The sequence below is a fragment of the Rhodococcus gannanensis genome (genome assembly GCF_042681175.1).
GTDB lineage: Bacteria > Actinomycetota > Actinomycetes > Mycobacteriales > Mycobacteriaceae > Rhodococcus_G > Rhodococcus_G gannanensis.
Map to the genome: position 1 here is coordinate 764,041 of NZ_JBHUFB010000010.1, position 21,745 is coordinate 785,785.

The following is a 21,745-nucleotide window of genomic DNA, read 5'->3' on the forward strand; positions in this document are numbered from 1 at the left end:
GGAGAATTCTCCTCTATAGTGTCCCGCATGACGGCGACACCACCCTCCGAGACCACGGTACGACCCGCCTCGAAGAGCCGGCGAACCGCTGCCCTCCCCTGGATCGCCGCGGCATCGGTCGTCACCTGCCTCGCCGCGGTGGTCACCGCAGGGGCATCGGTGACGATCGCCGTCGAATCCAGGCAGGACGGACCCATCACCGATGACGACTCGTCGAACGCGATGATCCTGGCGGCGTTGCAGGCACTCGCCGCCGATCGCGGCACCGTCGTGCCGGGGGCCGCACCCGATCCCGCAGATCCGGGCATCGCGCCGATTCCCGCGGCCGCACCCGGCACGACGACGCCGGCGCCGAGAGTCCTCGACACGACATCGATGCCATCGGTCGCCGTGCCCGCACCCGCTCCGGAGGCCGCCGCCGCGCCCGCCCAGCCGCCGGCGCCGACCGCCGACCAACTCACCGCAGTCCTGCACTCCGCAGTGGACCCGTCCCGGCCGCTCGACGTCCGCGCGCAGAACGTCGAACGCGGCGGCGAGGCGACTGCGGTGCTGACCCAGATCGGCGAACGGGCCGCGACCATGCTCCGCGTGGTCCAGCCGACGATCGTGGATCCGGTTGCCGTCGACGGGGACACCGCATCGGGTCTGCTTCAGGTCACCTTCGCCGGGGCGGCGGGACCGCAAACCCCGCTGCGCCTGGCCTTCCGCTACCTCGACGGCACCTGGGTGCTGTCGGCGCGCAGCGTCTGCGACATCGCCTCGTTCAACGGCTTCGCGTGCCCGCCCGGCTACGCGAACTGACCGCACGGGCGGGTCGCCCACCAGCTACGCGGGCGGGTCGCCCACCAGCTACACGGGCGGGTCGCCCACCAGGAGCTCGGCGGCTGGGAGTGAAGACCGCGGACCAGCGCGACACGACGGCACGCACCAGGACGTCCACCGCCAGTGCACAGCCGACCAGGACCAGGGTCCAGGCGTACAGCTCGGGCGTCTGCAGCAGTGTGCGGTTCTGCGCGATGGCGGCTCCGATCCCGTCCGGGGCGGAGAGCAGTTCGGCCATCACCACCACGCGCAGCGACGCCGACGCCACGGCTCCGGTCGCCGCGAGGATCGCGGGCAGAACGGCGGGAACCACCACGAACACGGTGCGCCGTGTTCGGGAGAGGTGCAGTCCCGCAGCCAGTTCCAGCAGGTGCGGATCCACTCCGCGGAGCGCGGAGGTGGTGGCGGCCGCGACCAGCGGCACCATCACCGTCGTGCACACGATGACCGTGATCGCCGGGTCGCTGCCCATCCACAGCACCAGGCACACGATGAGGACGATCGGTGGCAGTCCCTGCAGCACGGCCCGCAGCGGCGCGAGCAGTCCGTCTGCGAAGTCGAATCGTGCGGCGGCCCAGCCGAACAGCACGCCGACGACCGCCGCACACAGGGTCGCGACGAACGCCCGGCCGACCGTGAGCCCCAACTCGGGGAGCAACGTCCCGTCCGTGATCAGTCCGCCGAGCGCCTCGAACGTCCGGGCGGGGCTCGGCATGACGGCGGGCGACTGACCCCGTGCCGCCCATTCCCACAGCACCAGGAACAGCGCGACCCCGGCGAGCGCCCCGAGCAGGAACCGGGGCGAGCGTCCTCTCAGGGCGCGTCCCGTCACTGCGATCCCAGGTAGAAGCCGTCGGCGGGCAGTTCGCCGCCGACCGACGCGGGAACCGCCTCGACGAGGGACTCGTACAGCGCCTCGATGTCCGGTTCGGCGTCGACGGCGGGCAGGTACACGGGTCGCATGCCGGGCAGAACCTGGGCGGTGATCTCCTGCGGCACCGGCACCACCTCGGCGATCGCGGCGGCACCCGCGGCCGGCGACGAGGACACCGCGATCACCGAGGACAGGAAATTGGCCTGCAGCGCCGCCACCAGATCGGGATGGGTGCGGGCCAGTGCTCCGCGGATCACGAATCCCGCGAACGGCAGGCCGGTCGCGCCGGTCCGCTCGGTCCAGAGGTCCTGCAGTCCTTGCGCCTTCACGATCCCCGGCGCAGTTCCGGCGACGACGGTCGCGAGGTGCTCGGGCATCACCGCGTACTGCATCGACCCGGCGGCCAGACCGCTGGCGATGTCGAGCGGTGTCGGGTGGTACTCCAACGTGACGTCGGGGTTCTCGCCCGTGTAGGTAAGTCCGGCGGAGTCGAGGAGCGCGCGGGTGACGAGGTCGACGATGTCGTTCTCGAACGGCACGTGCAGCGTCTGGCCGCGCAGCGTGTCGAGTGTGGTCCCCTCGGGCCCGACGAGGTAGACGATGTTGCCGCTGACGGCGCCGAGGAGCGCCAGGTCGATACCCTGCGCGCAGAGGTTCGCGGCGATGTTGATGGGCATGGCCGCCACGTCGTAGCGGTCGGCGATGAAATTGGTGCGTAGTTCCTCGGGCGTGCTGGCGGTCGCGACCTCGGTGTTCGCGATGCCGAGCGAGTCCAACTCGGTGACGGGCGCCGCCATCGCGATGTTGTTGGCGACGCCGACCCGCAGCGACTCCGGCAGCCCCGCGACGACCTCGCCGTGCGCGGGCGCCTCACCACACGACGTCACCGGGTCCGACGAGCCGCACGCGGCGAGCAGCCCGGCCGCGAGCACCACGGCGGCCGTCGTCGCCGGCACCGAACGGAGGGAAAGATGAGCGGTCACGACAGTCCTTTGGTCGAGTTCGACAGGGTGGACCTGTCGCGGGGCGGGCGGGTGATCGTCGAGGACTTCTCGATGCGGATCGAACCGGGTGAGGTCGTCGCGCTCGTCGGCCCGTCGGGCCGCGGCAAGACCACGGTGCTGCACGCGGCGGCAGGGCTCGTCGAGCCGAGCGCAGGCACCGTGACCCGGCGAGTGGAGCGGCAGGGGGTGCTCTTCCAGGAGCCGCGCCTGCTGCCGTGGATGTCGGTGCAGCGCAACGTCCTCCTCGGAGCTCCGGGACGCGGGGTGTGGTCGCGGTCGTCGAATCCCGACGTCGAACGGCTACTGGAGTCGGTGGGACTGGAGGGTACCGCGGCGATGCCGCCGTTTCGGCTCTCCGGCGGAATGCAGCGCCGGGTTGCGTTGGCGCGCGCCCTGTTCGGTGATCCCGCCGTCGTCTTCGCGGACGAGCCGTTCGCGCATCTCGACTCCGGGTCGGCGCGTCTCGTGGCCGAGGTGCTGTCCCGCGCGGCGGATTCGGGCGTCGCTGTGCTGGTCACCGCACACGACACGGGTGAACCCTTCCCACTCATGGGAAATTACCGTACATTAATCCTCTAATTAGGTTTGACTTACCAAAGAACGACTGAGAAGGAGGACACGATGGCGGACAAGCCTGCCGACCACGCGAACCCGGAACTCCCCCTGGCCGACCGGGGCGCCGCGAACCTTCCGGGGCACTGGCTCCTCGCGCGGCTCGGCAAGCGCGTCCTGCGACCGGGCGGTCGGAAAATGACCGAGCAGCTCCTCACGCACGCGGCGCTCGCGGGCGCCGACGTCGTCGAGCTCGCCCCAGGCCTCGGCAAGACCGCCGTCTCGATCCTCGAGCACTCCCCCGCCAGCTACGTCGGCGTCGAGTCGGACGACCACGCCGCCGAGCTGACCCGCAAGGCGATCGGCGCCGGCGGCTCCGTGGTGACCGGCGAGGCAGCCAAGACCGGACGCCCCGATTCCAGCGCGGACGTCATCGTCGGCGAGGCGATGCTGACCATGCAGACGGACCGGCACAAGGCCGAGATCGCGAGCGAGGCATTGCGGGTGCTACGGCCGGGCGGCCGTTACGCGATCCACGAACTGGCGATCGAACCGGACGATGTGGCCGACGAGATCAAGACCGAGATCCGGCAGGCCCTCGCCCGCTCGATCAAGGTCAACGCCCGGCCACTCACGGCCCGGGAGTGGCGAGACCTCCTCATCGACAACGGTTTCGAGATCGAGGCGGTGCACTTCGCACCGATGGCGCTGCTCGACCCGACCCGGATCATCGCCGACGAGGGACTGCTCGGAACCCTGAAGTTCGTCCGCAACGTCGCGACCGACTCGGACGCTCGGAAGCGGGTGCTCGCGATGCGCCGCACCTTCACCAAGTACCGCGACCATCTCGTCGCGATCGAGATCATCGCGAGGAAGACCGCATGAGCGTCGACCAGGACACCAGGACCCTCACCGAGATCACGGGCCTGCGGGACGCGAACACCCAGGACGGCACCGCGCCGCGGATCGAACGCGTAGCAGCAGTCGCGGGAGTCACCGTGGTCCGGCTGAGTTTTCGCGCGGGGCAGAGCATGGAAGACCACAAGGCACGGTTCCCAATCCTCGTGCAGGGACAGTCCGGACACGTCACGTTCGCCACCGCCGACCGCACCGTCGACCTCGTGCCCGGCGTCGCCGTGCACGTCGACGCCGAGCTGACGCACCGACTCCAGGCCGTCGAGGACTCCGTCATCACGCTACTTGTCCTGCGATGAGCGTCTGAGCCACCCGACGGCCTCCTCTGCGCGGTGTCACCCCGCCAGAGCCTGGAGCGGCGTCACCTTCGCGGCGGTCCGGGCCGGGACGAGGGCCGCGACGACTCCGGCGATCCCACCCACCAGCACGATCGTGACGAGCTGGAGCCACGGCACCGCGCCGGGAACGAGCGCGTCCGCGCCGAACACCGACGCCGTGCCCGCCGAACCGAGCACGGTTCCGAGCAGCACGCCGAGCACGGACGCCACGACCGCAACCAGAACCGCCTCACAGATCAGGACGCACCGCACTCCGGCCCTCGTCACGCCCAGCGCCCGCAACAATCCCGTCTCCCGCCGACGCTCGACCACCGACAACGCCATCGTGCTCCCGACCCCGATCAGCGCGATCAGCACCGCCACCGACAGCAGGCCGACGACCACCAGGAGCAGTACATCGAGTACCGAGGCCACCGCCGCGCGCATTGCCACCGCGCCGCCGACGTCGGCAGTCGGTGCGAGTTCCTCCGCCAGCGAGGTGATCTCGTCCAGCGCCGCCGTACGATCTGGATCGGAGAGATCGTCCGCTAACCTGATCCACACCGATCGGGGCACGCCACCGAGGGCGACGGCATCGGCGGTGGTCACCAGTGCCGGTTGTCCCTCACGCCCGGATGCGACCGTCAGCTGCCTGCGAACACCCGAGTTCTCCAGTTCCAGTCGGGATCCGGGCGACGATCCGATCGCGCCGAGTTGCTCCGGAGACAGGGAGATCTCCCCCGTCCGCGGCAGCGTGAGCGGTACGCGCAGTGTCGCGGCGACGTCGGACACGTCGACGCCGAGCACGTCGATCCGGTGGCCGTCGGCGGATCGAACCTCCGAACCGAGCAGGGTCGCGGCCGCCGTCACGTGTGTCGTGTCCCGTGCGAGCGTTCCCAGATTCGCCGGGAGCGCGCTCTCGGCATCGACGGTGACGTCCACGGGGAACTGCTCGTCGAGTGCGTGCGGCGCGGCGGCCCCGACCGTCGCGATCCCGACGACCATCGTCGCCGTCACCGTGACACCGACGAGCAGCGCGGTCGCGGTCGCGGTGGTCCGGCGGGGATTGCGCAGGGCGTTGCCGACGGCCAGTTCGCCGAGGGGCCCGACGAGACGCGCCGGCGCTCGCCCGAGGACCGCGACCGCGCGCGGGACGACGATCCGGCCCAGGAGGACCACACCGAGTGCCGTCGTGATGCCGCCCGCGCACGCGAGCATCACCTGCTCCTCGGCCACACCGAGCGCGAGGACCGCACCGCCGCCGACGAACCCCGCGATCCCGGCCGCCACGCGAAGACGGGAGACCGTCGCGGGTTCGGCGCCCGCTTCGACCGGGGTCAGCGCCGCCAGCGGGGACACCCTGGTCGCGGCACGCGCCGGAGCGACCGCTGCGATCAGGGTCACGACGACACCCACTGCGAAGCCCGCGACGACACCGCCGAGCGGCACGGCCAGCGTGTCGAGGGGTACGGGCGCATCGAACGCGGTCGCTGCGCGGGTGACGGTCCACGCCAGGGCGATCCCCACCAGCACTCCGGCGGCGGATGCGACCGCGCCGAGGACCAGTGCCTCGATGCGGGCACCGCGCCGGATCTGGGCTGCGGTCGCACCGACGCAGCGCAGGAGCGCCAGCTCCCTGGTGCGGGAGGCGAACAGGACCGCGAAGGTGTTCGCGATGACCAACCCGGCGACCACGACGGCGACCGCAGCGAACGCGAGCAGGACGTTGCGGATCTCGTCGACGTCACCCAGGTAGCCCGCGGAGGCCTGTTCGGCCCGCTCGGCGCCGGTGGTCACGACGGCACCCGGGTCGAGCGCCGCGGTGACCGCGTCCGTCAATCCGTCTCCGTCGCCGGCGACCCGGAGCTCGCGGTGGGCGGCGTCTCCCGCCCAGGAGTCGAGCTGATCGGCCGTCGCGAAGGCGGACACGCCGTCGAGACGCTGTGCGGTGCCGGACAGGTCGATCTCGCCGACCACCGTCGCGGATTCGGTGCCCCGTTCGGAGTGCTCGTCCGCCCGGACGCCACGCACGGTCACGGCCACTGTGTCCCCGACCGCCAGCCCCGCATCGGATCCCACGGCGATCTCGCCGGGCGCCGACGGGAATCGCCCCTCGGTGAGCGTCTGCCACCGCAGTTCCGGCGATTCGGCCAGCGACGACACCGTCCCGTAGTGGGAACCGGTTCCGCCTCCGGTCACCTTGACCGGCGCCTGCGCGTCGACGGACACCGCCCGCACGCCGGGAACCCCGGCGACCCGCTCCGCCGCGGCCGCGGCCGCGGCCGCCCCGCCGACGTCGTCGACCACCACCGCACTGCTCCGATACTGCCCCGCCAGCGACGCAGTCACGCTCGCCGAGATCGTCGACCCGAGGACGAGGGTGGACACGACGAACGCGACGGCGATCACGATCGCCACGCCGGACGCCAGGACCCGGCCGAGTTGCGCCCGCACCTGCGCCAGCGTCAGCCTCAGCATGCGGGAGCCCGGAGTTCGCGCATCACCCGGACCACGGAATCCGGTGTGGGGTCGTCGATCTCACCCGCCGGCCTGCCGTCGGCGAGCAGGACGACACGGTCGGCGTACGAGGCCGCGACCGGATCGTGGGTGACCATCACCACGGTCTGCCCGAACTCACGCACACTCGACCGCAACAGGCTCAGCACCTCCGCGCCGGACTGCGAATCGAGATTTCCGGTCGGCTCGTCCGCGAAGACGACGTCGGGGCGCGGTAGCAACGCCCGCGCCACGGCGACGCGCTGCTGCTGACCGCCGGACAGTTCGTGTGGCCGATGGGACAACCTGCCCGCGAGCCCGAGGCGGGTGACCACCTCGTCGAACCATCCCGAATCCGGCCGCGCGCCCGCCAGGCGCATCGGCAGCAGCATGTTCTCCGCGGCCGTCACCACGGGCAGCAGGTTGAACGACTGGAACACGAAACCCATCCGGTCACGGCGCAATTCGGTCAACCCGCGGTCCCCGAGCAGGGTGAGATCGGTGTCCCCGAGGTACACGCGGCCGGCCGTCGGATCGTCGAGCCCCGCCAGGCAGTGCAGCAGCGTCGACTTCCCGGATCCGGACGGACCCATGATCGCGGTGAAGGCACCCGTCGCGAAGTCGACGTCGACCGCGTCGAGCGCCGTCACGGAAGCGTCCCCCGCCCCGAAGATCTTGGTCAGAGCGACCGCACGGGCCGCCGGAAGATGCTGTGGAGTCATGTCGTCGACGGTATTGACGACGCGGCACGCTCCGCGTCGGCGCCGCGGGCGATCTTCGGGTCCGGCTCGTCCTACCGTGGACGGACGCGACGATCCCCCCGTCGGAGGATCAGCCGCCGAGCAGGTCCTCCGGACGGACGAGCCCGCAACTGTAGGCGAACACCACCGCCTGAACCCGGTCCCGCGATCCCGTCTTCGAGAGAACCCGTCCCACATGTGTTTTCACCGTCGCCTCGGAGACGGTGAACTTGACCGCGATCTCCCCGTTCGACAGTCCGTGCGCCATCGCCTCGAGGATCTCGACCTCGCGCGGCGTCAGGTCGGGCAGCTGCGGGCGTGCCGCCGTCCCGGCGAGCAGCGGCCCCACGTGCTGCAGCAGCCGTCGCGTGGACCGCGGGGCGATGACTGCGTCGCCGCTGTCGACCGTCCGGATCGCGTCCAGCAATTCTTCGGGGTCCGCATCCTTGAGCAGGAATCCGCTCGCGCCCGCCGAGATGGCGCCGACGACGTAGTCGTCGTTGTCGAAGGTCGTGAGCATCACCACCTTCGGCGACGACTCCCGCGCCGCCAGCACCCGCGTCGCCTCGATGCCGTCGACGTTCGGCATCTGCACGTCCATCAGCACGACGTCGACGGCGACCCGCTCGAGTTCCCGCAACGCCTGCGCACCGTCGGATGCCTCCAGGACGACGTCCATGTCGTCCTGGGAGTCGATCACCATCCGGAAACCGGCCCTCACCAGCTGCTGATCGTCGACCAGCGCCACCCTGATCACCTTGTCGGACAACCGCTCACACCTCTCTCGTGTACGGGAGCTCGGCGCGCACCCGGTATCCACCGCCGGCCACCGGCCCCGCGGTGAACCGCCCACCGTGCAGTTCGGCCCGCTCCCGCATCCCCAGCACACCCTGCCCTCCGGCCGTCGAGGGCACCAAACCGCCGGACGCCCCTCGACCGTCGTCCGTCACCGTCAGATCGAGGCCGACGTCCGTCCACCGCGCCCCGACCACCACGCAAGCGGCGGGGCCCGCGTGCTTGAGAACGTTGGTCAGTGACTCCTGCACGATGCGGTACGCGGTCAACTCGGCGCCGGTGGTCAGTGCCCGCGGCTCCCCCTCCGCACGCAATTCGACCCGCAGGCCACCGTCGCGAAGGTCCTGCACCAACGCGTCGATGTCGGCCACCTGCGGCGTCGACCGGGTGTCACGTGGCCGGTCCTCGCGCAGCACCGACAGCAAGGCCCGCATGTCCGTCAGCGCCTGCCTGCCGGTCCGCGCGATGGTCTCGAGTGCCGTGATCGCGGCATCGGGGTCGGCCTTCGCGCCGTACCGCCCGCCGTCCGCCTGGGCGATGACGACCGTCAGCGAGTGGGCCACGATGTCGTGCATCTCGCGGGCGATGCGGGTGCGTTCCGCCATCGCCGCCAGTTCCGCCTCCTGGGCGCGTTCAAGCTCCAGCAGCCGGGCCCGTTCCGTCAGGCCTTCGAGTTCCTGGTTGCGCACCCTGCGCAGGTCGCCGAACGCCCAGACCGCGACGACGAACACGAGCAGGAAGGCCGTGGTGAACGCCGTCGACGCCCGCGTCATGTACTCGCCACCGAAGTAACGGAGCCCGGCCGCGATCGACCCGAGCACTGCCGCCGCCAGGCCGGCGCTGCTCGCCCACCGGGGACCGTAGGCGGCGAGCGCGTACAGGGAGACGGGAACCGCCACCACCGACGGCAGCAGCATGTCCGGGATCACGATCACGTGCAGGACCGAGAACGCGACGACCACCGCACCGGACAACGCGACCCGGGTGCGGCGCCACGCGAGCGGCACGGTCATCCCCAGCGAGACCACCACCGACACGATCCACGGGTCCGACGCCGCCGCGAAGATCAGGCAGAACAGTGTCAGGAGCGCGGCGAACGTCCGGTCGATACCGACGACATGCTCTGCGCTCCAGCGGTACCACCGCTCGCTCAGAGGAAATCGGGGCATGACCACAGCCTAGCGAGCGAATACGACTGTTCCCCGGTACCGCGTCGCGGCACCGGGGAACAGGGCGAGTACGGCTCAGCTCACTTGAGCAGCGCGCGCGACATGACGACGCGCTGAATCTGGTTGGTGCCCTCGTAGATCTGGGTGATCTTGGCGTCGCGCATCATGCGCTCGACAGGGAAGTCGGTGGTGTAACCGGCGCCACCGAACAGCTGCACGGCGTTGGTGGTCACCTCCATCGCGACGTCCGACGCGAAGCACTTGGCGGCGGCGGAGATGAAACCGAGGTTCTTCTCGCCACGCTCGGCCTTCGCCGCCGAGGTGTACACCATGAGACGCGCGGCCTCGATCTTCATCGCCATGTCTGCGAGCATGAACTGGGTGTTCTGGAACGAGGCGATCGAGGTACCGAACTGCTTGCGGTCCTTGGTGTACGCGATCGCGGCGTCGAGGGCGCCCTGCGCCAGACCGACAGCCTGCGCACCGATCGTCGGACGCGTGTGGTCGAGCGTCTGCAGCGCGGTCTTGAAGCCGGTGCCCGGGGCGCCGATGATGCGGTCGCCGGGGATGCGGCAGTTCTCGAAGTACAGCTCCGCGGTGGGCGAGCCCTTGATGCCGAGCTTCTTCTCCTTCGGTCCGACGACGAAGCCCTCGTCGTCCTTGTGGACCATGAACGCCGAGATGCCGTTGGCGCCCTTGTCGGCGTCGGTGACGGCCATGACGGTGTACCAGCTGGACTTGCCACCGTTGGTGATCCAGCACTTGGAACCGTTGAGGATCCAGTCGTCGCCGTCGGCCTTCGCGCGGGTGCGCATCGAGGCGGCGTCGGAGCCCGCCTCACGCTCGGACAGCGCGTAGGACGCCATCTCACCGTTCACGAGGTCCGGCAGAACCTTCGCCTTGAGTTCGTCGGAGCCGTTGAGGATCAGGCCCATCGTGCCGAGCTTGTTGACGGCGGGGATCAGCGAGGAGGAGCCGCACACGCGGGCGACCTCCTCGATCACGATGCAGGTCGCCACGGAGTCCGCGCCCTGGCCGTCGAAGGCCTCGGGCACGTGGATGGCGTTGAAGCCGGAGTTGTTGAGTGCCGTGAGGGCCTCTTCCGGGAACCGGGAGTTCTCGTCGACGTCCTTGGCGTGCGGCGCGATCTCCTTCTCGGACAGCGCGCGGATCGCAGCCCGCAGCTCGTCGTGCTCGTCGCCGAGCTTGAACAGGTCGAAGTCCGGGTTTCCGGCCATCAGTCACTCCTTGCGAGAGGGATTCGAGGTGGCACACCGCACGGCCACCAAGGCGGCACTCAGTGCCATTCGAGCCTCATCATACCCCACGACATTCAGAACTCCCGGGTACCACGTGCCACGGCGCGGCACCCAGTGCCAACGCGGTGGGGGTCAGCCAAGTGCGCCGAGATGACGCCGCACGACGTCCGCAACCCGATCCGGAGCGGTTCCGCGCGGGAAGACGGCGACGACGACGTCCCCCTCGTCGTCGGAGGCGACCCCCGAACCGGCGCCCGACGGCGCAGCACCCCGCCGGATCTCGGCGAGGGCGGTACGCAACTGAGCGGACGTGGTGTCGACACCGTCGCGCACCATGCGCCGGAGCAGGTAGTTGTGGGTGGCGATGACGGACGCCGCGAACTGCACCACCGCCAGGTCCGGCGCGTCGGGGAGTGCGCGCCGCAGGTAGTCGACGAACAGTCGCTCGTAGCGGTTGCTGGTGACGATTTCGCGGTCCCGCAGGACGGGCACCTCGTGCATCACCTCGTACCGTCGGGACGCGACGTCGTTCCACTCGGCGAACCGCTCGAAGACGATCGTCGCCGCCTCGCAGACGGCGTTCCACGGATCGGCGTGGTCCTCGGCCAGGTACTCCGACGCCTGTTGGAGGAGGATCTCGTGGTCGGCGAACACCACGTCCTCCTTCGACCGGAACTGTCGGAAGAAGGTGCGCCGCGAGATGCCCGCGGCGCCGGCGATCTCGTCCACGCTCGTCGCCAGGTAGCCCTGTGCCGAGAACAGTCGCAGCGCCTCGGACACCACGTGCAGCCGGAACCGGTCGGAATCGTCGAGCATGACGATCAGCGTAGGCGCTCCGCACCCGTGCGCACTTCTGGTAGCGCGGGCTACCAGAAGTGCGCACGGGCGGCTACGGCGCCACGGACGACCAGTCGGCGAAGCCGGTGGGGTCGTGCCGGCCCAGACTGGCGTGCTCGAACAGACCCGCGCCGGGAATGCCGTTGCAGGTGGCGGAAGCAGCGAAGTCACTGACGCCGAACGGGATACGGCCCGCGACCGCGGGATCGGTGAGGTCGTAGACGGATCGCTCCGACCAGTTGCGGCCGCGCCACTGCCCGTGCGACCACTCCGGGTCGCCGCCGTAACCACCGCCGACGTGGAGCGCGATCCCGGTGCGAGGGGTCACCTCCACGACGACGGGACTGCCGTCCGACGCCGTCATGTTGATTGTCGCGGACAGCGCCCGCCGGGTTCCCGACTCGTACTTGAATTCGACTCGCGGCCAACCGAGTTGCTCGATCCGACCGTCGTCCCAGACACGGGTGGCGTCGTTGAGGGTGCGGAACCCGTCCGGACTCTCCTGCATGATCACGATCACCGAGAAGCCGACGAACCGCAGTGGGACGTACAGCCACCAGAAGCCCTCGGACACCTGATCTGCCAGCCGACCCGCCGGGTCCGGGTCGCCGACCCCGCGGATGCCCCACGACCGGTCGCGACTGCCCATCCAGGTGTCGGGTGTGACCGTGACGTCGTCACCGCCCAGGGACAGCACGCCCGACCAGGTTCCCGTCTGCGCGAACCGGGACGCGTCGATCTGCGGGCGCAAGCCGTTCGTGAGCAGATGCGGTTGTTCCTGGACGGCGGGGCAGCTGCCCTCCCAAGTGAGGTCGAATCCGAGGCCGTCCGCATCGTCGCCTTCGCAGATCACCCGCAGCTTCTGCAGTGGTTCGACGACCTCGATGCGGTACCCGTCCCCCACCTTCAGGTCCAGTGACCGCTCTTCCAGCGCGTCCGAGAAACGTACGGCCCACTGCGTGTCCCCCCGCCGCGCGACGGCGAACGCATCGGTGACTCCGAGGTTCGGATAGACACCGAACCCGCTCACCAGGAACACGGTGTCGTCGGAGCCGAGCGACCCCTGATCGAGCGCGTTGAAATACGAGCGGTCGTAGAAGTTCTTGTCACTGGTGACGACCCGCGACATCGACAGCGGGGTCTGGTGGATCGGAAATTCGTCGAGCGGTGCGGGCATGGCGACTCTCCAGGGCTGGGTTCCGTTACAGGGTGGTACGCAATCCTCCCCGCGAATCTAGCCCCGACGTGCCGCCGCCGCGGCCGATTCACCGCAAACGGCCGCCCGACGATGGCCCGCGCTCAGCCCATCAGGGTCGCGCGCAGCGCTGCGTCCTTCTCCAGCACCATCGACTCGAGGCCCGCCTGGAACCGCTCCATCGCCTCCTGCACCGCCGGATCGGCGGTACCGATGATCCGGGCCGCGAGCAGCCCGGCATTGCGTGCGCCGCCGATCGACACCGTCGCGACCGGCACCCCCGCGGGCATCTGCACGATGGACAGCAGCGAGTCCATGCCGTCGAGGTACTTGAGCGGAACCGGGACACCGATCACCGGCAACGGCGTCGCCGACGCGACCATGCCCGGAAGGTGCGCGGCACCGCCCGCGCCGGCGATGATCACCTTGATCCCGCGTCCCGCGGCGTCCTTCGCGTAGTCCAGCATCCGCTGCGGCGTCCGATGCGCCGACACCACACCGACCTCGAACCGGATGCCGAACTCGGCCAGCGCCTCCGCGGCGGCCTCCATCGTCGGCCAGTCCGAGTCGCTGCCCATGATGAGCCCGACGAGGGGTCCCTGCTGCTGCGTCATCGCTTCTCCCGCCATCGCTTTCTTCGAAGTGCCCACGCGCCGATCAGTTGCCGGCGTGCGGATCCCAGCCGTCGGTCCATTCGCCGTGCGAGAGCCAGTGCGCCGCCCGCTCCGCCCGCTCGCGAACCTCCGCGACGTACTCGGAGTCGTCGAGCGAACCGGATGCGGCACCGACCACGTTGACGTGCCCGATCTTGCGGTCCTTGCGCTCACCCTTGCCGTACATGTGCACCTTCGCGTCGGGCATCCGCGCGAACAGGTGGTGCAGCCGCTCGTCCATGCTCATCGCAGGCGCCTCGGGCGCTCCCAGGACGTTCGCCATCACGGTGACCGGTGCGATCGACGACGGATCACCGAGCGGGTAGTCCAGCACGGCGCGCAAGTGCTGTTCGAACTGCGAGGTGCGCGCGCCGTCCTGCGTCCAGTGACCGGAGTTGTGCGGCCGCATCGCCAGCTCGTTGACCACGAGTTCCCCGTCGACCGTCTCGAACAGCTCCACCGCCATCGCTCCCGTCGCGCCGAGCGCCGACGAGATCCGCAGCGCCATCTCCTCGGCCTGCGCCGCGAGCTCGGCGGGCAGATCGGGAGCGGGGGCGATCACCACCGCACACTGACCGTTCCGCTGCACCGTCTCGACGACCGGCCAGCTCGCGCCCTGCCCGAAGGGCGACCGCGCGACCATTGCGGACAGCTCGCGGCGCATCGGCACCTTCTGCTCGACCATCAGCGTGACGTCGTTCGCGAGCTGCTCGGTGACGACGGCCGTCGCCTCGTCCGCGTCGTCCGGCATCCACACGCCGCGGCCGTCGTAGCCGCCGCGGACCGCCTTGATCACGATGTTCCAGCCGTGCTCGGTGCCGAACGCCTCGACATCGGCCACCGAGCCGACCTCGGCGAACGCAGGTACCGGCGCCCCGAGTTCGGCCAGCTTGCGGCGCATGACCAGCTTGTCCTGCGCGTGGATCAGTGCCTGCGGCGGCGGCTGCACGTTGACGCCCTCGGACACGAGCACGTCGAGGTGCTCGGTGGGAACGTGTTCGTGATCGAAGGTCAGTGCGGAGGAACCGACGGCCACCGCACGTAGGGCGTCGAGGTCGGTGTGGCTGCCGAGGACGACGTTCGCGCTGACCTGGGCCGCGGGCTCGTCAGGACCGCCGGAGAGCACTCGCAGGCACTGGCCGAGCTCGATCGCCGCTTGATGCGTCATCCGCGCCAGCTGCCCGCCGCCGATCATCGCGACCACGGGCAGTGCGGAACCGGCGTCTCGGGGACTCGTGGGACGGGGCTGGGAACCGGAATCGACGCTCACGGGTGTCCATGGTGTCACGACGCAGCGCAGCCCGGATGCGCAGGTGACCGGACGACACCGGGCGGTGACGGCCGTCACGGAAATCCTGAGAGCCGGCTGTGTTCGGAGTGTCCGGTCGGGGGTTGCTCGACGGGGTTCGTAGAATAACCTTCCGTGTCTTTTGTCGATCAGGCGCTCAACCACGTGCCCACACCGCTGCGGGACGTCGTGCTGCGTCACCGCGAACTGGTCAAGTTCGCCATCGTCGGCGGCACAACGATGGTCTTCGACCTGGCCATCTTCTACAGCCTCAGCCTCACGATCATGGAGAACAAGCCCGTCATCGCCAAGGTGATCTCGGGTGTGATGGCCACGATCCTCAGCTACGTCCTCAACCGCGAGTGGTCGTTCAAGAACCGCGGTGGACGCGAGCGGCACCACGAGGCGATCCTGTTCTTCGTCATCAGCCTGATCGGCGTGGTCATCGCCGCGGCGCCCCTCTGGATCGCGAACAACATCTTCGACATCCGCGCCGACCGCAGCAGCGTCACCACCGTCGTCGTCATCGACTTCGTCCTGAACTACATCATCGGCAACCTGCTGCAGATGGCGTTCCGCTTCTGGGCACTGCGCCGGTTCGCTTTCCCCGAGGAGATCACCCACCAGCAGGGCGCGGGCTTCGATCCGACACCCGAGGAACTCGCCGGTCGCTGACCTGCGCGGCCACCCTCAGCGCGGCCACCCTCAGCGCGGCTCGCCGGCAATCGCCGCGCCGCCGTGGTGCTCGACCGGAAGGAACACCGCGAACAGTGCGGGCCGCCGCCGCCGGAGGTCGAGCCTGCCACCGTCCGCCTCCACCAGGGCGCGCGCCAACGCCAGCCCGACGCCCGTGGAACCGCCCGCGGAGAACCCCCGCTCGAAGATGTGCGGCGCGAGCTGATCGCTGACCCCGCTCCCCTCGTCACCGACCTCGACGCAGACCGTCGCCTCCCGGCGCGGCCCGACGCCCGGCACCAGCCGCACCACGACCGTGCACGTGCCCGCCCCGTGGATCAGCGCGTTGTCGATCAGCACCGCCACGGCCTCGCGCAGCCGTGACGGCGTCGCCGACGTCCGCACCGCGTCCTGGCCGTGCAGCACCAGCCGCCGACCCGCCTGCTCGTACTGCGGCTGCCACTCCGCGACGACGGCTCCGAGCTCGTTCACCACCGACAGCGACCGTCGATCCTGGCCTTCGCTTCGGGACGAGCGGACGAGCTCGTCGATGGCGACGGTCAGACGGTCGACCTGGGCCATGGCGGCGTTCGCCTCGTCCACGACGGCGGGATCCGGGTGTACGGACAGCTCGTCGAGGCGCAACCGAACCGCCGTCAGTCGACTCCGCAGCTGATGGGACACGTCCCCGACGAGCGCTCGTTCGCGTTGCAGGCGGCCCGAGATCTCCACGGTCGCCGAATCGAGGACGTCGGACACCCGGTCCAGTTCCGCGATCCCGTGCCTGCGGGAGTCGGTCCGGAAGTCGCCCTCGGCGAGCCGTGCCGCGCGGTCGGCGACGTCACGCATCGGGTCGGCGAGCCGGCGGGCCGTCACCGACGCGACCGCGCTGCCCGCGGCGAGCGACGCGAGCACCACCAGCGCCACAGCGCCGACCGCCTGCTGCTGGAGAGTCCGCATCGGCGCCGACGGGGTCTCCAGCCGCAGCGAGCCCGACCGGCCCATCGAGATGGCCTCCACCAGTGGCCGCTCGACCTCGTCGACACCGATGTCGATGCGGGCGTTGTCCCCGGCCGAGGTCGGATAGACCACCGACAACCGTCCGCCCCGGGGCACCGCGACCCGAAGTGCGTCGACGTCGAGTCCACCCTCGATGACGCCGGTCTCGCCCTCCTGGGCGATGATCTCGGCGGACATCCGGTCCAGCCTGGCCTGCAGGTCGCTGCGGGTGAAGTCCTCGACCCACAACCACGCGGTGTAGGTGAGCGGCACTCCGAGCAGCAGCCCGGTCAACAGGACGACTGCGATGATGGACAGCAGGATTCGGCGGCGCACGGCGGTGTCGGAATCAGGTGTTGAGCCGGAACCCGACGCCGCGCACCGTCACGATGCGCCGCTCCCCGACGGGTCCCTCGTCGCCGATCTTCCGGCGCAGCCACGACATGTGCATGTCGAGGGTCTTGGAGCCACGCAGGTCGACGTCGCCCCACACCTCCTGCAGGATCACATCGCGCGAGACCACCTCCCCGGCGTGGTCCATGAGGACCTTGAGCAGCTCGTACTCCTTGTTCGCGAGCGCGATCTCGCTGCCCCCGACCAGCACCCGCCGCGCCGCGGGCTCCAGCCGGATGTCACCGGCCTCGATCGTGGAGTCCTCCGGACCGCCGCGGCGCCGCAGCAGCGCGCGCACCCGTGCCATGAGCTCGGCGAGGCGGAACGGCTTGCCGACGTAGTCGTCGGCGCCCGCGTCGAGTCCCACGACGAAGTCCACCTCGTCGGTCCGCGCGGTCAGCATGAGGACGGCGAGCTCCGACCCGTTGGCCCGCAGCTGGCGGCACACCTCGAGCCCGTCCATTCCGGGGAGCCCGAGATCGAGGATGAGCAGATCGAACGATCCACCGAGCGCCAGCTCGAGAGTGGTGGGGCCCGCCTCCTCGACGGTCACCTCGTAGCCTTCCCGGCCAAGCGCGCGCGACAGAGGCGCGGCGATCGCTTCGTCGTCCTCGGCGAGTAGTACGGCAGTCACGCGTCCACCCTACGGACGCCCTGCCGTCGTCGCGCCGAACGGGCATCGACCTGCCGTGTCGTCACCGCCAGCCGCGCCGCGGAGTCCCGTCGTCGGCAGCGCTGCCGGGGCCGTCGGGAACGTCGTCGCGATCGAGTTGCATTGCGTCGAACACCTGGTGGTAGAGCAGGGAGTGCACGCGTTGCACGTCGGGGATGTCGTCGAACTCGAGGGGGTCGTCGGCGGCCGAGGCGATGACGAGCGTCCCCGTCCGCATCATCCTGTCGACCAGTCCGTGCCGGAACTGCACGTTGCTGATCCGGCCGAGCGGGATGTCGATGCCGCTGTGGGTCAGGACGCCCTGGCGAACGAGGACGCGGCGGTCGGTGACGATGAAGTGGGTCGACTTCCAGCTGATCAACGGTGCGACACAACGCCACCCGACGATTCCGAGCCACGCCACCAGCACGAGGATCAGCACGACGGCGCGTGCGGTGCCTTCGAGTCGATCCTGCGCCAACCCGGCCGCGAACCCGGCGAGTGCGGTCGCGACGATGAACGTGACGGTGGGCAGCACCAGCATCTTCCAGTGCGGATGGCGGTGCAGCAACAGTTCTTCGTCCGCGGCGAGCGCGTCGTCCGGGTAGCCCATGCGAGGAAGTGTGCCACCTACCGGCTCGGTCCGGAATCGTCCGACTCCCCCTGGTCCGGTGCGGATTCCCCGGGGTCCTCGCCCGGTTCGGTCGCGGTGTCGCCCGGTGCGGTCTCGGCGGCGATTCCCTCCTCCGCCTCGGCCTGCAGTTCGGCCACCCGCTCCGCGGCCTCCTCCTCGCCGAGGAGCATCTCGCCCGCCGACGGCGGGGCACCCGAGATCAGAGCGTTCGCCCACCTCGTCGACGGGTCGATGTCGAGCAGGAGTGCCTTGACCAGCAGCGTCGCGGGAATCGCCAGCAGTGCCCCCAACGGCCCGAGCACCCAACCCCAGAACACCAGCGCGAGGAAGGTCACCGTCACCGACAGACCGACCGCGTCACCGACGAACTTCGGCTGGATCACCGACTGGATCGCGACGTTGATGACGCTGTAGAGCACGATCACCCAGAGCATGAGCATCGGCCCGCCCTGCAGTAGCGCAATGAGGGCAGGCGGAATGAGTCCGACGACGAATCCGATGTTGGGGATGTAGTTCGTGATGAACGAGAGCAGACCCCAGAGGACCGGTAGCGGAATGCCCAACGCCCACAGGGCACCCGCGTCGATCACGGCCACGATCAGACCGAACACCGTGGAGACGATCAGGTAGCTGCGCGTCCCCGACGCGAACGAGGAGAAGGCGTAGGCGATGTCCGGACGCGCGAACGCGACCGCGCGCATCCGGTCGCCGAACGAACTCGCGTCCATCGCCATGAACAGGACGAGCGCGAGCAGGAAGAAGAGATTGGAGAACACCCCGAGCAGTCCGAACAGGACGTCGTCGAGGAACCCGATCAGCTTGCCGAAGTCGATGCTCGACAGGGCCTTGTCCGCCTGGTCGGAGCCGATGTCGAGGCCGGCGAGCCACTGTTGCACGTCCGCGATGAGAGCATCGGCTTTGTCCGCATATTCCGGGAGCAGCGTCGCCAACTGCGCGACGGAGATCGCGAGCGCGGCGATCAGGCCGAGGAGGATGGCGTAGACGGCGATCAGCGTCGCGACGACAGCCGCCCACCGCGGCAGGCCCTTGCGCTGTAACCAGTCCCCGAGTGGCTGCACCGCCACGACCAGCATCAGCGCCAGGAAGACCGGGCCGAGGATTCCGGAGAACGACCGGACGCCCGCGATCGCGACGACGGCTCCCGCCATCGCGAGCAGGACGATCAGGCCACGCGGCCACCCCTGCGCTGCGGTCCCCGGTTCCGCGGCGCCGGGCGCCCGCGCGGCGGTGTCGGCGCGTGTGCCGACCGATCGGTCACCGGACTCTTCACCACTGGGCGTCACCCACCGAGGGTCGCCCGCCGCCGATTCTCGAACCTCACCCGTGACGGATGAGGTTTCGGCCGCTCCGAGGACCCACACTGCGAGTGGACACTCGTGACCACCGTCCACTTCTCACCATGCAAGCCCACATCGACGATCGCCCACATCTCGAGAGGAAGGGCCATGACGGATCAATCGGCGGCCAACCACAGCGACGGAAGCGTCAAACAGGGATTCGCCGCGGGCGCCTCCATCGCGGCGGCCATTCTGCTCCTCACCGTCGGCATCCTGGAGGTCTTCCAGGGAATCTCGGCGGTCGCGAAGGACGACGTGCTGGTGTTCGGCCCCAACTACACCTACGAGTTCAGCGTCACCGCCTGGGGATGGATCCACATCGTCATCGGCGTCCTGGTCGCGCTGACGGGATTCTTCCTGCTCTCCGGCGCGGTATGGGCGCGGATCACGGCGATCTTCCTCGCCGCGCTGGCGATCATCGCCAATTTCCTGTGGCTGCCGTACTACCCGCTGTGGTCGATCCTGATCATCAGCCTGAGCGTGGTCGTCATCTGGGCGATCACCACCTGGGACACCGATCGGTACTGATCGTCGGCATCACGCGTTCGAGGGGTGCGGGCCCACCGGGCGCGCACCCCTCGACTCGTGTCAGGTCGCGGGATGCGGCCGCAGATGCGTGACGTCACCCGCAGACACCGCGACCGGCTCACCGCCGTCGTCGGGACGGACCACGATGCGTCCCTGCAGGTCGACGTCGGTGGCCGTGCCGATCAGCTCCGTGTCGCCGGGCAACTCCACCCGTACCCGCTGCCCGAGGGTGCCGCAGCGGTCGCGGTAGTCGGCGGCCAGCCCGTCGACGCGCCAACCGTCCGCCTGCCATGCCGAGTACTGCGCGGCGAGCGAGCGCAGCAGCGCCCGGGCGAGGATGTCCCTGTCGGTGACGGTGGCACCGGCGAGCTGGAGCGAGGTGGCCGTGGGAACGGGCAGTTCCGCCTCGGTCAGCGTGACGTTGAGTCCGACCCCGATGACCACCGCGGGCGCCGGCGTGGTCGCGGCCACCTCGGCGAGGATCCCGGCGACCTTCTTCCCGTCGATCTGGACGTCGTTCGGCCACTTGAGAGTTGCGTCGACCTCGGCGACGGAACGGAGGGCGTCGACGACGGCGACGCCCGTCATGAGCGGGAACCAGCCCATCGACTCCAGCGGCAGTCCGGGCATCCGCAGCAGCGCCGACACCGACACCGACGACCGCGGCGGAGCGACGAAGCTGCGTGAGTGCCTGCCCCGGCCGTGGTCCTGGTACTCGGCGATGAGGACCGCCCTGTCGAGAGCGCTGTCCACCGACCTGGCCAGCAGATCGGCATTCGTCGATCCGGTTTCGGCGACGACGTCGAGCGAGGAGTAGAAGGCCCGTGGATCACCGCCCCCGCTCACGAGCGCGGTACGCAAGGCATCGGCGTTCAGCGGTGGCCGGTTCAGGTCCGTGTACATGCGACGAGCCTAGGGTGTCCCCGGACCCGCACTCCCCAGGCGCCCGGCGAACCCGCCGGTGTCCGATCCGGCCCCCGGACACGTGCGCTACCCGCCGGTAGCTTAAGTTGGACGATTCGCCGCGATCCGACCTGCCCCGACCGGGCCCTGCCGACGGCCGATAAGCTCGGGTCCCATGACCAGCGTCCAGGAGTCCGCCGCCACCGCGGCGTCGAACGTCCCCGATATCCATACGACCGCGGGCAAGCTCGCGGACCTGCACCGTCGTCAGACCGAGGCACGTTTCCCGTCCGGTGAGGCGGCGGTGGAGCGGGTGCACGCCAAGGGCAAGCTGACGGCCCGTGAGCGCATCGAGGCACTGCTGGACGAGGGGTCGTTCGTCGAACTGGACGCGTTGGCGCGGCACCGGTCGACGAACTTCGGTCTCGGCGACAACCGCCCCGCCGGTGACGGTGTCGTCACCGGGTACGGCACCGTCGACGGCCGCGACGTGTGCGTGTTCTCCCAGGACGCGACCGTGTTCGGCGGCAGCCTCGGTGAGATCTACGGCGAGAAGATCGTCAAGGTGATGGACCTGGCGCTGAAGACCGGGCGTCCGTTGATCGGGATCAACGAGGGCGCCGGCGCCCGCATCCAGGAGGGTGTGGTCTCCCTCGGCCTGTACGGGGAGATCTTCCACCGCAACAT

At 69.9% G+C, this 21,745-nt stretch carries 23 protein-coding genes; 7 read left to right on the forward strand and 16 right to left on the reverse strand.

Going from position 1 to position 21,745, the window contains the following annotated elements; translation table 11 throughout:
* Positions 1-27 precede the first annotated feature (27 nt).
* Complete coding sequence (locus ACFSJG_RS14650; protein WP_378485915.1) at positions 28-801, forward strand: MTB12 C-terminal domain-containing protein; 774 nt, start codon at positions 28-30, stop codon at positions 799-801.
* On the opposite strand, the gene ACFSJG_RS14655 is transcribed toward ACFSJG_RS14650, so the two are convergent.
* Together ACFSJG_RS14655 and ACFSJG_RS14660 are read right to left on the reverse strand one after the other, a co-directional pair.
* On the reverse strand, positions 764-1,654 hold the full coding sequence (locus ACFSJG_RS14655; protein ID WP_378485916.1) for an ABC transporter permease: 891 nt from the start codon (positions 1,652-1,654) through the stop codon (positions 764-766). The genes ACFSJG_RS14650 and ACFSJG_RS14655 overlap by 38 nt on opposite strands.
* On the reverse strand, positions 1,651-2,679 hold the full coding sequence (locus tag ACFSJG_RS14660) for a substrate-binding domain-containing protein (RefSeq protein ID WP_378485917.1): 1,029 nt from the start codon (positions 2,677-2,679) through the stop codon (positions 1,651-1,653). Before ACFSJG_RS14660 ends, ACFSJG_RS14655 begins: the two co-directional genes overlap by 4 nt.
* Between ACFSJG_RS14660 and ACFSJG_RS14665 the strand changes: the two genes are divergently transcribed.
* Genes ACFSJG_RS14665 through ACFSJG_RS14675 form a run of 3 tightly spaced genes read left to right on the forward strand, consistent with a single transcriptional unit; the run spans position 2,668 to position 4,466 of the window.
* Positions 2,668-3,279 carry an ATP-binding cassette domain-containing protein gene (locus tag ACFSJG_RS14665; protein WP_378485918.1) on the forward strand — a complete coding sequence of 204 codons (612 nt, stop codon included), beginning with the start codon at positions 2,668-2,670 and terminating at the stop codon, positions 3,277-3,279. The genes ACFSJG_RS14660 and ACFSJG_RS14665 overlap by 12 nt on opposite strands.
* Before the next feature lie 42 nt (positions 3,280-3,321).
* Positions 3,322-4,137, forward strand: coding sequence for a class I SAM-dependent methyltransferase (locus ACFSJG_RS14670; RefSeq protein WP_378485919.1), 816 nt, complete (start codon positions 3,322-3,324; stop codon positions 4,135-4,137).
* Complete coding sequence (locus ACFSJG_RS14675; protein ID WP_378485920.1) at positions 4,134-4,466, forward strand: cupin domain-containing protein; 333 nt, start codon at positions 4,134-4,136, stop codon at positions 4,464-4,466. The genes ACFSJG_RS14670 and ACFSJG_RS14675 overlap by 4 nt, the downstream gene beginning before the upstream one ends.
* Positions 4,467-4,502: 36 nt before the next feature.
* Here the strand turns inward: ACFSJG_RS14675 and ACFSJG_RS14680 are convergent, their stop codons facing one another.
* From ACFSJG_RS14680 to ACFSJG_RS14720, 9 genes are all read right to left on the reverse strand, one after another.
* Positions 4,503-6,962 (reverse strand): FtsX-like permease family protein, encoded by a 2,460-nt coding sequence (locus ACFSJG_RS14680; RefSeq protein WP_378485921.1) that lies wholly within the window; start codon positions 6,960-6,962, stop codon positions 4,503-4,505.
* Positions 6,956-7,702: an ABC transporter ATP-binding protein gene (locus tag ACFSJG_RS14685; RefSeq protein WP_378485922.1), complete on the reverse strand. Its 747-nt coding sequence runs from the start codon at positions 7,700-7,702 to the stop codon at positions 6,956-6,958. Before ACFSJG_RS14685 ends, ACFSJG_RS14680 begins: the two co-directional genes overlap by 7 nt.
* 109 nt (positions 7,703-7,811) lie before the next feature.
* Positions 7,812-8,477, reverse strand: a complete 666-nt coding sequence (locus ACFSJG_RS14690; protein ID WP_378485999.1) for a response regulator — start codon at positions 8,475-8,477, stop codon at positions 7,812-7,814.
* 16 nt (positions 8,478-8,493) lie between these two features.
* Positions 8,494-9,684: a sensor histidine kinase gene (locus tag ACFSJG_RS14695; RefSeq protein ID WP_378485923.1), complete on the reverse strand. Its 1,191-nt coding sequence runs from the start codon at positions 9,682-9,684 to the stop codon at positions 8,494-8,496.
* Positions 9,685-9,764: 80 nt separating this feature from the next.
* On the reverse strand, positions 9,765-10,922 hold the full coding sequence (locus tag ACFSJG_RS14700; protein WP_378485924.1) for an acyl-CoA dehydrogenase: 1,158 nt from the start codon (positions 10,920-10,922) through the stop codon (positions 9,765-9,767).
* A 153-nt stretch (positions 10,923-11,075) separates the two neighbouring features.
* Positions 11,076-11,759 carry a TetR family transcriptional regulator gene (locus tag ACFSJG_RS14705; RefSeq protein WP_378485925.1) on the reverse strand — a complete coding sequence of 228 codons (684 nt, stop codon included), beginning with the start codon at positions 11,757-11,759 and terminating at the stop codon, positions 11,076-11,078.
* A gap of 73 nt (positions 11,760-11,832) precedes the next feature.
* Positions 11,833-12,957: an Rv3169 family protein gene (locus tag ACFSJG_RS14710; protein WP_378485926.1), complete on the reverse strand. Its 1,125-nt coding sequence runs from the start codon at positions 12,955-12,957 to the stop codon at positions 11,833-11,835.
* 122 nt (positions 12,958-13,079) lie between these two features.
* Positions 13,080-13,589 (reverse strand): 5-(carboxyamino)imidazole ribonucleotide mutase, encoded by a 510-nt coding sequence (gene purE, locus ACFSJG_RS14715; protein ID WP_378485927.1) that lies wholly within the window; start codon positions 13,587-13,589, stop codon positions 13,080-13,082.
* Positions 13,590-13,632: 43 nt separating this feature from the next.
* Entirely contained in the window at positions 13,633-14,823 is a 1,191-nt protein-coding gene (locus ACFSJG_RS14720) for a 5-(carboxyamino)imidazole ribonucleotide synthase (protein WP_378486000.1), read from the reverse strand.
* Between the two features lie 228 nt (positions 14,824-15,051).
* On the opposite strand from ACFSJG_RS14720, the gene ACFSJG_RS14725 reads away from it, so the two are divergent.
* The gene (locus ACFSJG_RS14725) at positions 15,052-15,591 is read left to right on the forward strand and encodes a GtrA family protein (protein ID WP_378485928.1); all 540 of its coding nucleotides are present in this window, start codon (positions 15,052-15,054) and stop codon (positions 15,589-15,591) included.
* 30 nt (positions 15,592-15,621) lie between these two features.
* Here ACFSJG_RS14725 and ACFSJG_RS14730 read toward each other — a convergent pair whose 3' ends face one another.
* The 4 genes from ACFSJG_RS14730 to ACFSJG_RS14745 form a co-directional block, all read right to left on the reverse strand.
* Positions 15,622-16,926, reverse strand: a complete 1,305-nt coding sequence (locus tag ACFSJG_RS14730; protein WP_378485929.1) for a sensor histidine kinase — start codon at positions 16,924-16,926, stop codon at positions 15,622-15,624.
* A gap of 13 nt (positions 16,927-16,939) precedes the next feature.
* Positions 16,940-17,617: a response regulator transcription factor gene (locus tag ACFSJG_RS14735; protein WP_378485930.1), complete on the reverse strand. Its 678-nt coding sequence runs from the start codon at positions 17,615-17,617 to the stop codon at positions 16,940-16,942.
* 61 nt (positions 17,618-17,678) lie between these two features.
* Complete coding sequence (locus tag ACFSJG_RS14740; RefSeq protein WP_378485931.1) at positions 17,679-18,248, reverse strand: PH domain-containing protein; 570 nt, start codon at positions 18,246-18,248, stop codon at positions 17,679-17,681.
* Positions 18,249-18,265: 17 nt separating this feature from the next.
* A complete protein-coding gene (locus tag ACFSJG_RS14745; RefSeq protein ID WP_378485932.1) occupies positions 18,266-19,573 on the reverse strand; it encodes an AI-2E family transporter in 1,308 nt (435 codons plus the stop codon).
* Between the two features lie 162 nt (positions 19,574-19,735).
* Here ACFSJG_RS14745 and ACFSJG_RS14750 point away from each other — a divergent pair, with 162 nt between their 5' ends.
* Positions 19,736-20,155, forward strand: coding sequence for a DUF7144 family membrane protein (locus tag ACFSJG_RS14750; protein WP_378485933.1), 420 nt, complete (start codon positions 19,736-19,738; stop codon positions 20,153-20,155).
* 60 nt (positions 20,156-20,215) lie between these two features.
* Here ACFSJG_RS14750 and ACFSJG_RS14755 read toward each other — a convergent pair whose 3' ends face one another.
* Positions 20,216-21,058, reverse strand: a complete 843-nt coding sequence (locus tag ACFSJG_RS14755) for a biotin--[acetyl-CoA-carboxylase] ligase (RefSeq protein WP_378485934.1) — start codon at positions 21,056-21,058, stop codon at positions 20,216-20,218.
* Between the two features lie 175 nt (positions 21,059-21,233).
* Here ACFSJG_RS14755 and ACFSJG_RS14760 point away from each other — a divergent pair.
* On the forward strand, positions 21,234-21,745 hold a 512-nt coding region (locus tag ACFSJG_RS14760), incomplete at its 3' end, for a carboxyl transferase domain-containing protein (RefSeq protein WP_378485935.1).

Coding starts and splice junctions, on each gene's coding strand:
- ACFSJG_RS14650 (WP_378485915.1), top strand. CDS start 28: ATGACGGCGACACCACCCTCCGAGACCACGGTACGACCCGCCTCGAAG.
- ACFSJG_RS14665 (WP_378485918.1), top strand. CDS start 2,668: ATGAGCGGTCACGACAGTCCTTTGGTCGAGTTCGACAGGGTGGACCTG.
- ACFSJG_RS14670 (WP_378485919.1), top strand. CDS start 3,322: ATGGCGGACAAGCCTGCCGACCACGCGAACCCGGAACTCCCCCTGGCC.
- ACFSJG_RS14675 (WP_378485920.1), top strand. CDS start 4,134: ATGAGCGTCGACCAGGACACCAGGACCCTCACCGAGATCACGGGCCTG.
- ACFSJG_RS14680 (WP_378485921.1), bottom strand. CDS start 6,962: ATGCTGAGGCTGACGCTGGCGCAGGTGCGGGCGCAACTCGGCCGGGTC.
- ACFSJG_RS14685 (WP_378485922.1), bottom strand. CDS start 7,702: ATGACTCCACAGCATCTTCCGGCGGCCCGTGCGGTCGCTCTGACCAAG.
- ACFSJG_RS14695 (WP_378485923.1), bottom strand. CDS start 9,684: ATGCCCCGATTTCCTCTGAGCGAGCGGTGGTACCGCTGGAGCGCAGAG.
- ACFSJG_RS14700 (WP_378485924.1), bottom strand. CDS start 10,922: ATGGCCGGAAACCCGGACTTCGACCTGTTCAAGCTCGGCGACGAGCAC.
- ACFSJG_RS14705 (WP_378485925.1), bottom strand. CDS start 11,759: ATGCTCGACGATTCCGACCGGTTCCGGCTGCACGTGGTGTCCGAGGCG.
- ACFSJG_RS14710 (WP_378485926.1), bottom strand. CDS start 12,957: ATGCCCGCACCGCTCGACGAATTTCCGATCCACCAGACCCCGCTGTCG.
- purE (WP_378485927.1), bottom strand. CDS start 13,589: ATGACGCAGCAGCAGGGACCCCTCGTCGGGCTCATCATGGGCAGCGAC.
- ACFSJG_RS14720 (WP_378486000.1), bottom strand. CDS start 14,823: ATGATCGGCGGCGGGCAGCTGGCGCGGATGACGCATCAAGCGGCGATC.
- ACFSJG_RS14740 (WP_378485931.1), bottom strand. CDS start 18,248: ATGGGCTACCCGGACGACGCGCTCGCCGCGGACGAAGAACTGTTGCTG.
- ACFSJG_RS14750 (WP_378485933.1), top strand. CDS start 19,736: ATGACGGATCAATCGGCGGCCAACCACAGCGACGGAAGCGTCAAACAG.
- ACFSJG_RS14755 (WP_378485934.1), bottom strand. CDS start 21,058: ATGTACACGGACCTGAACCGGCCACCGCTGAACGCCGATGCCTTGCGT.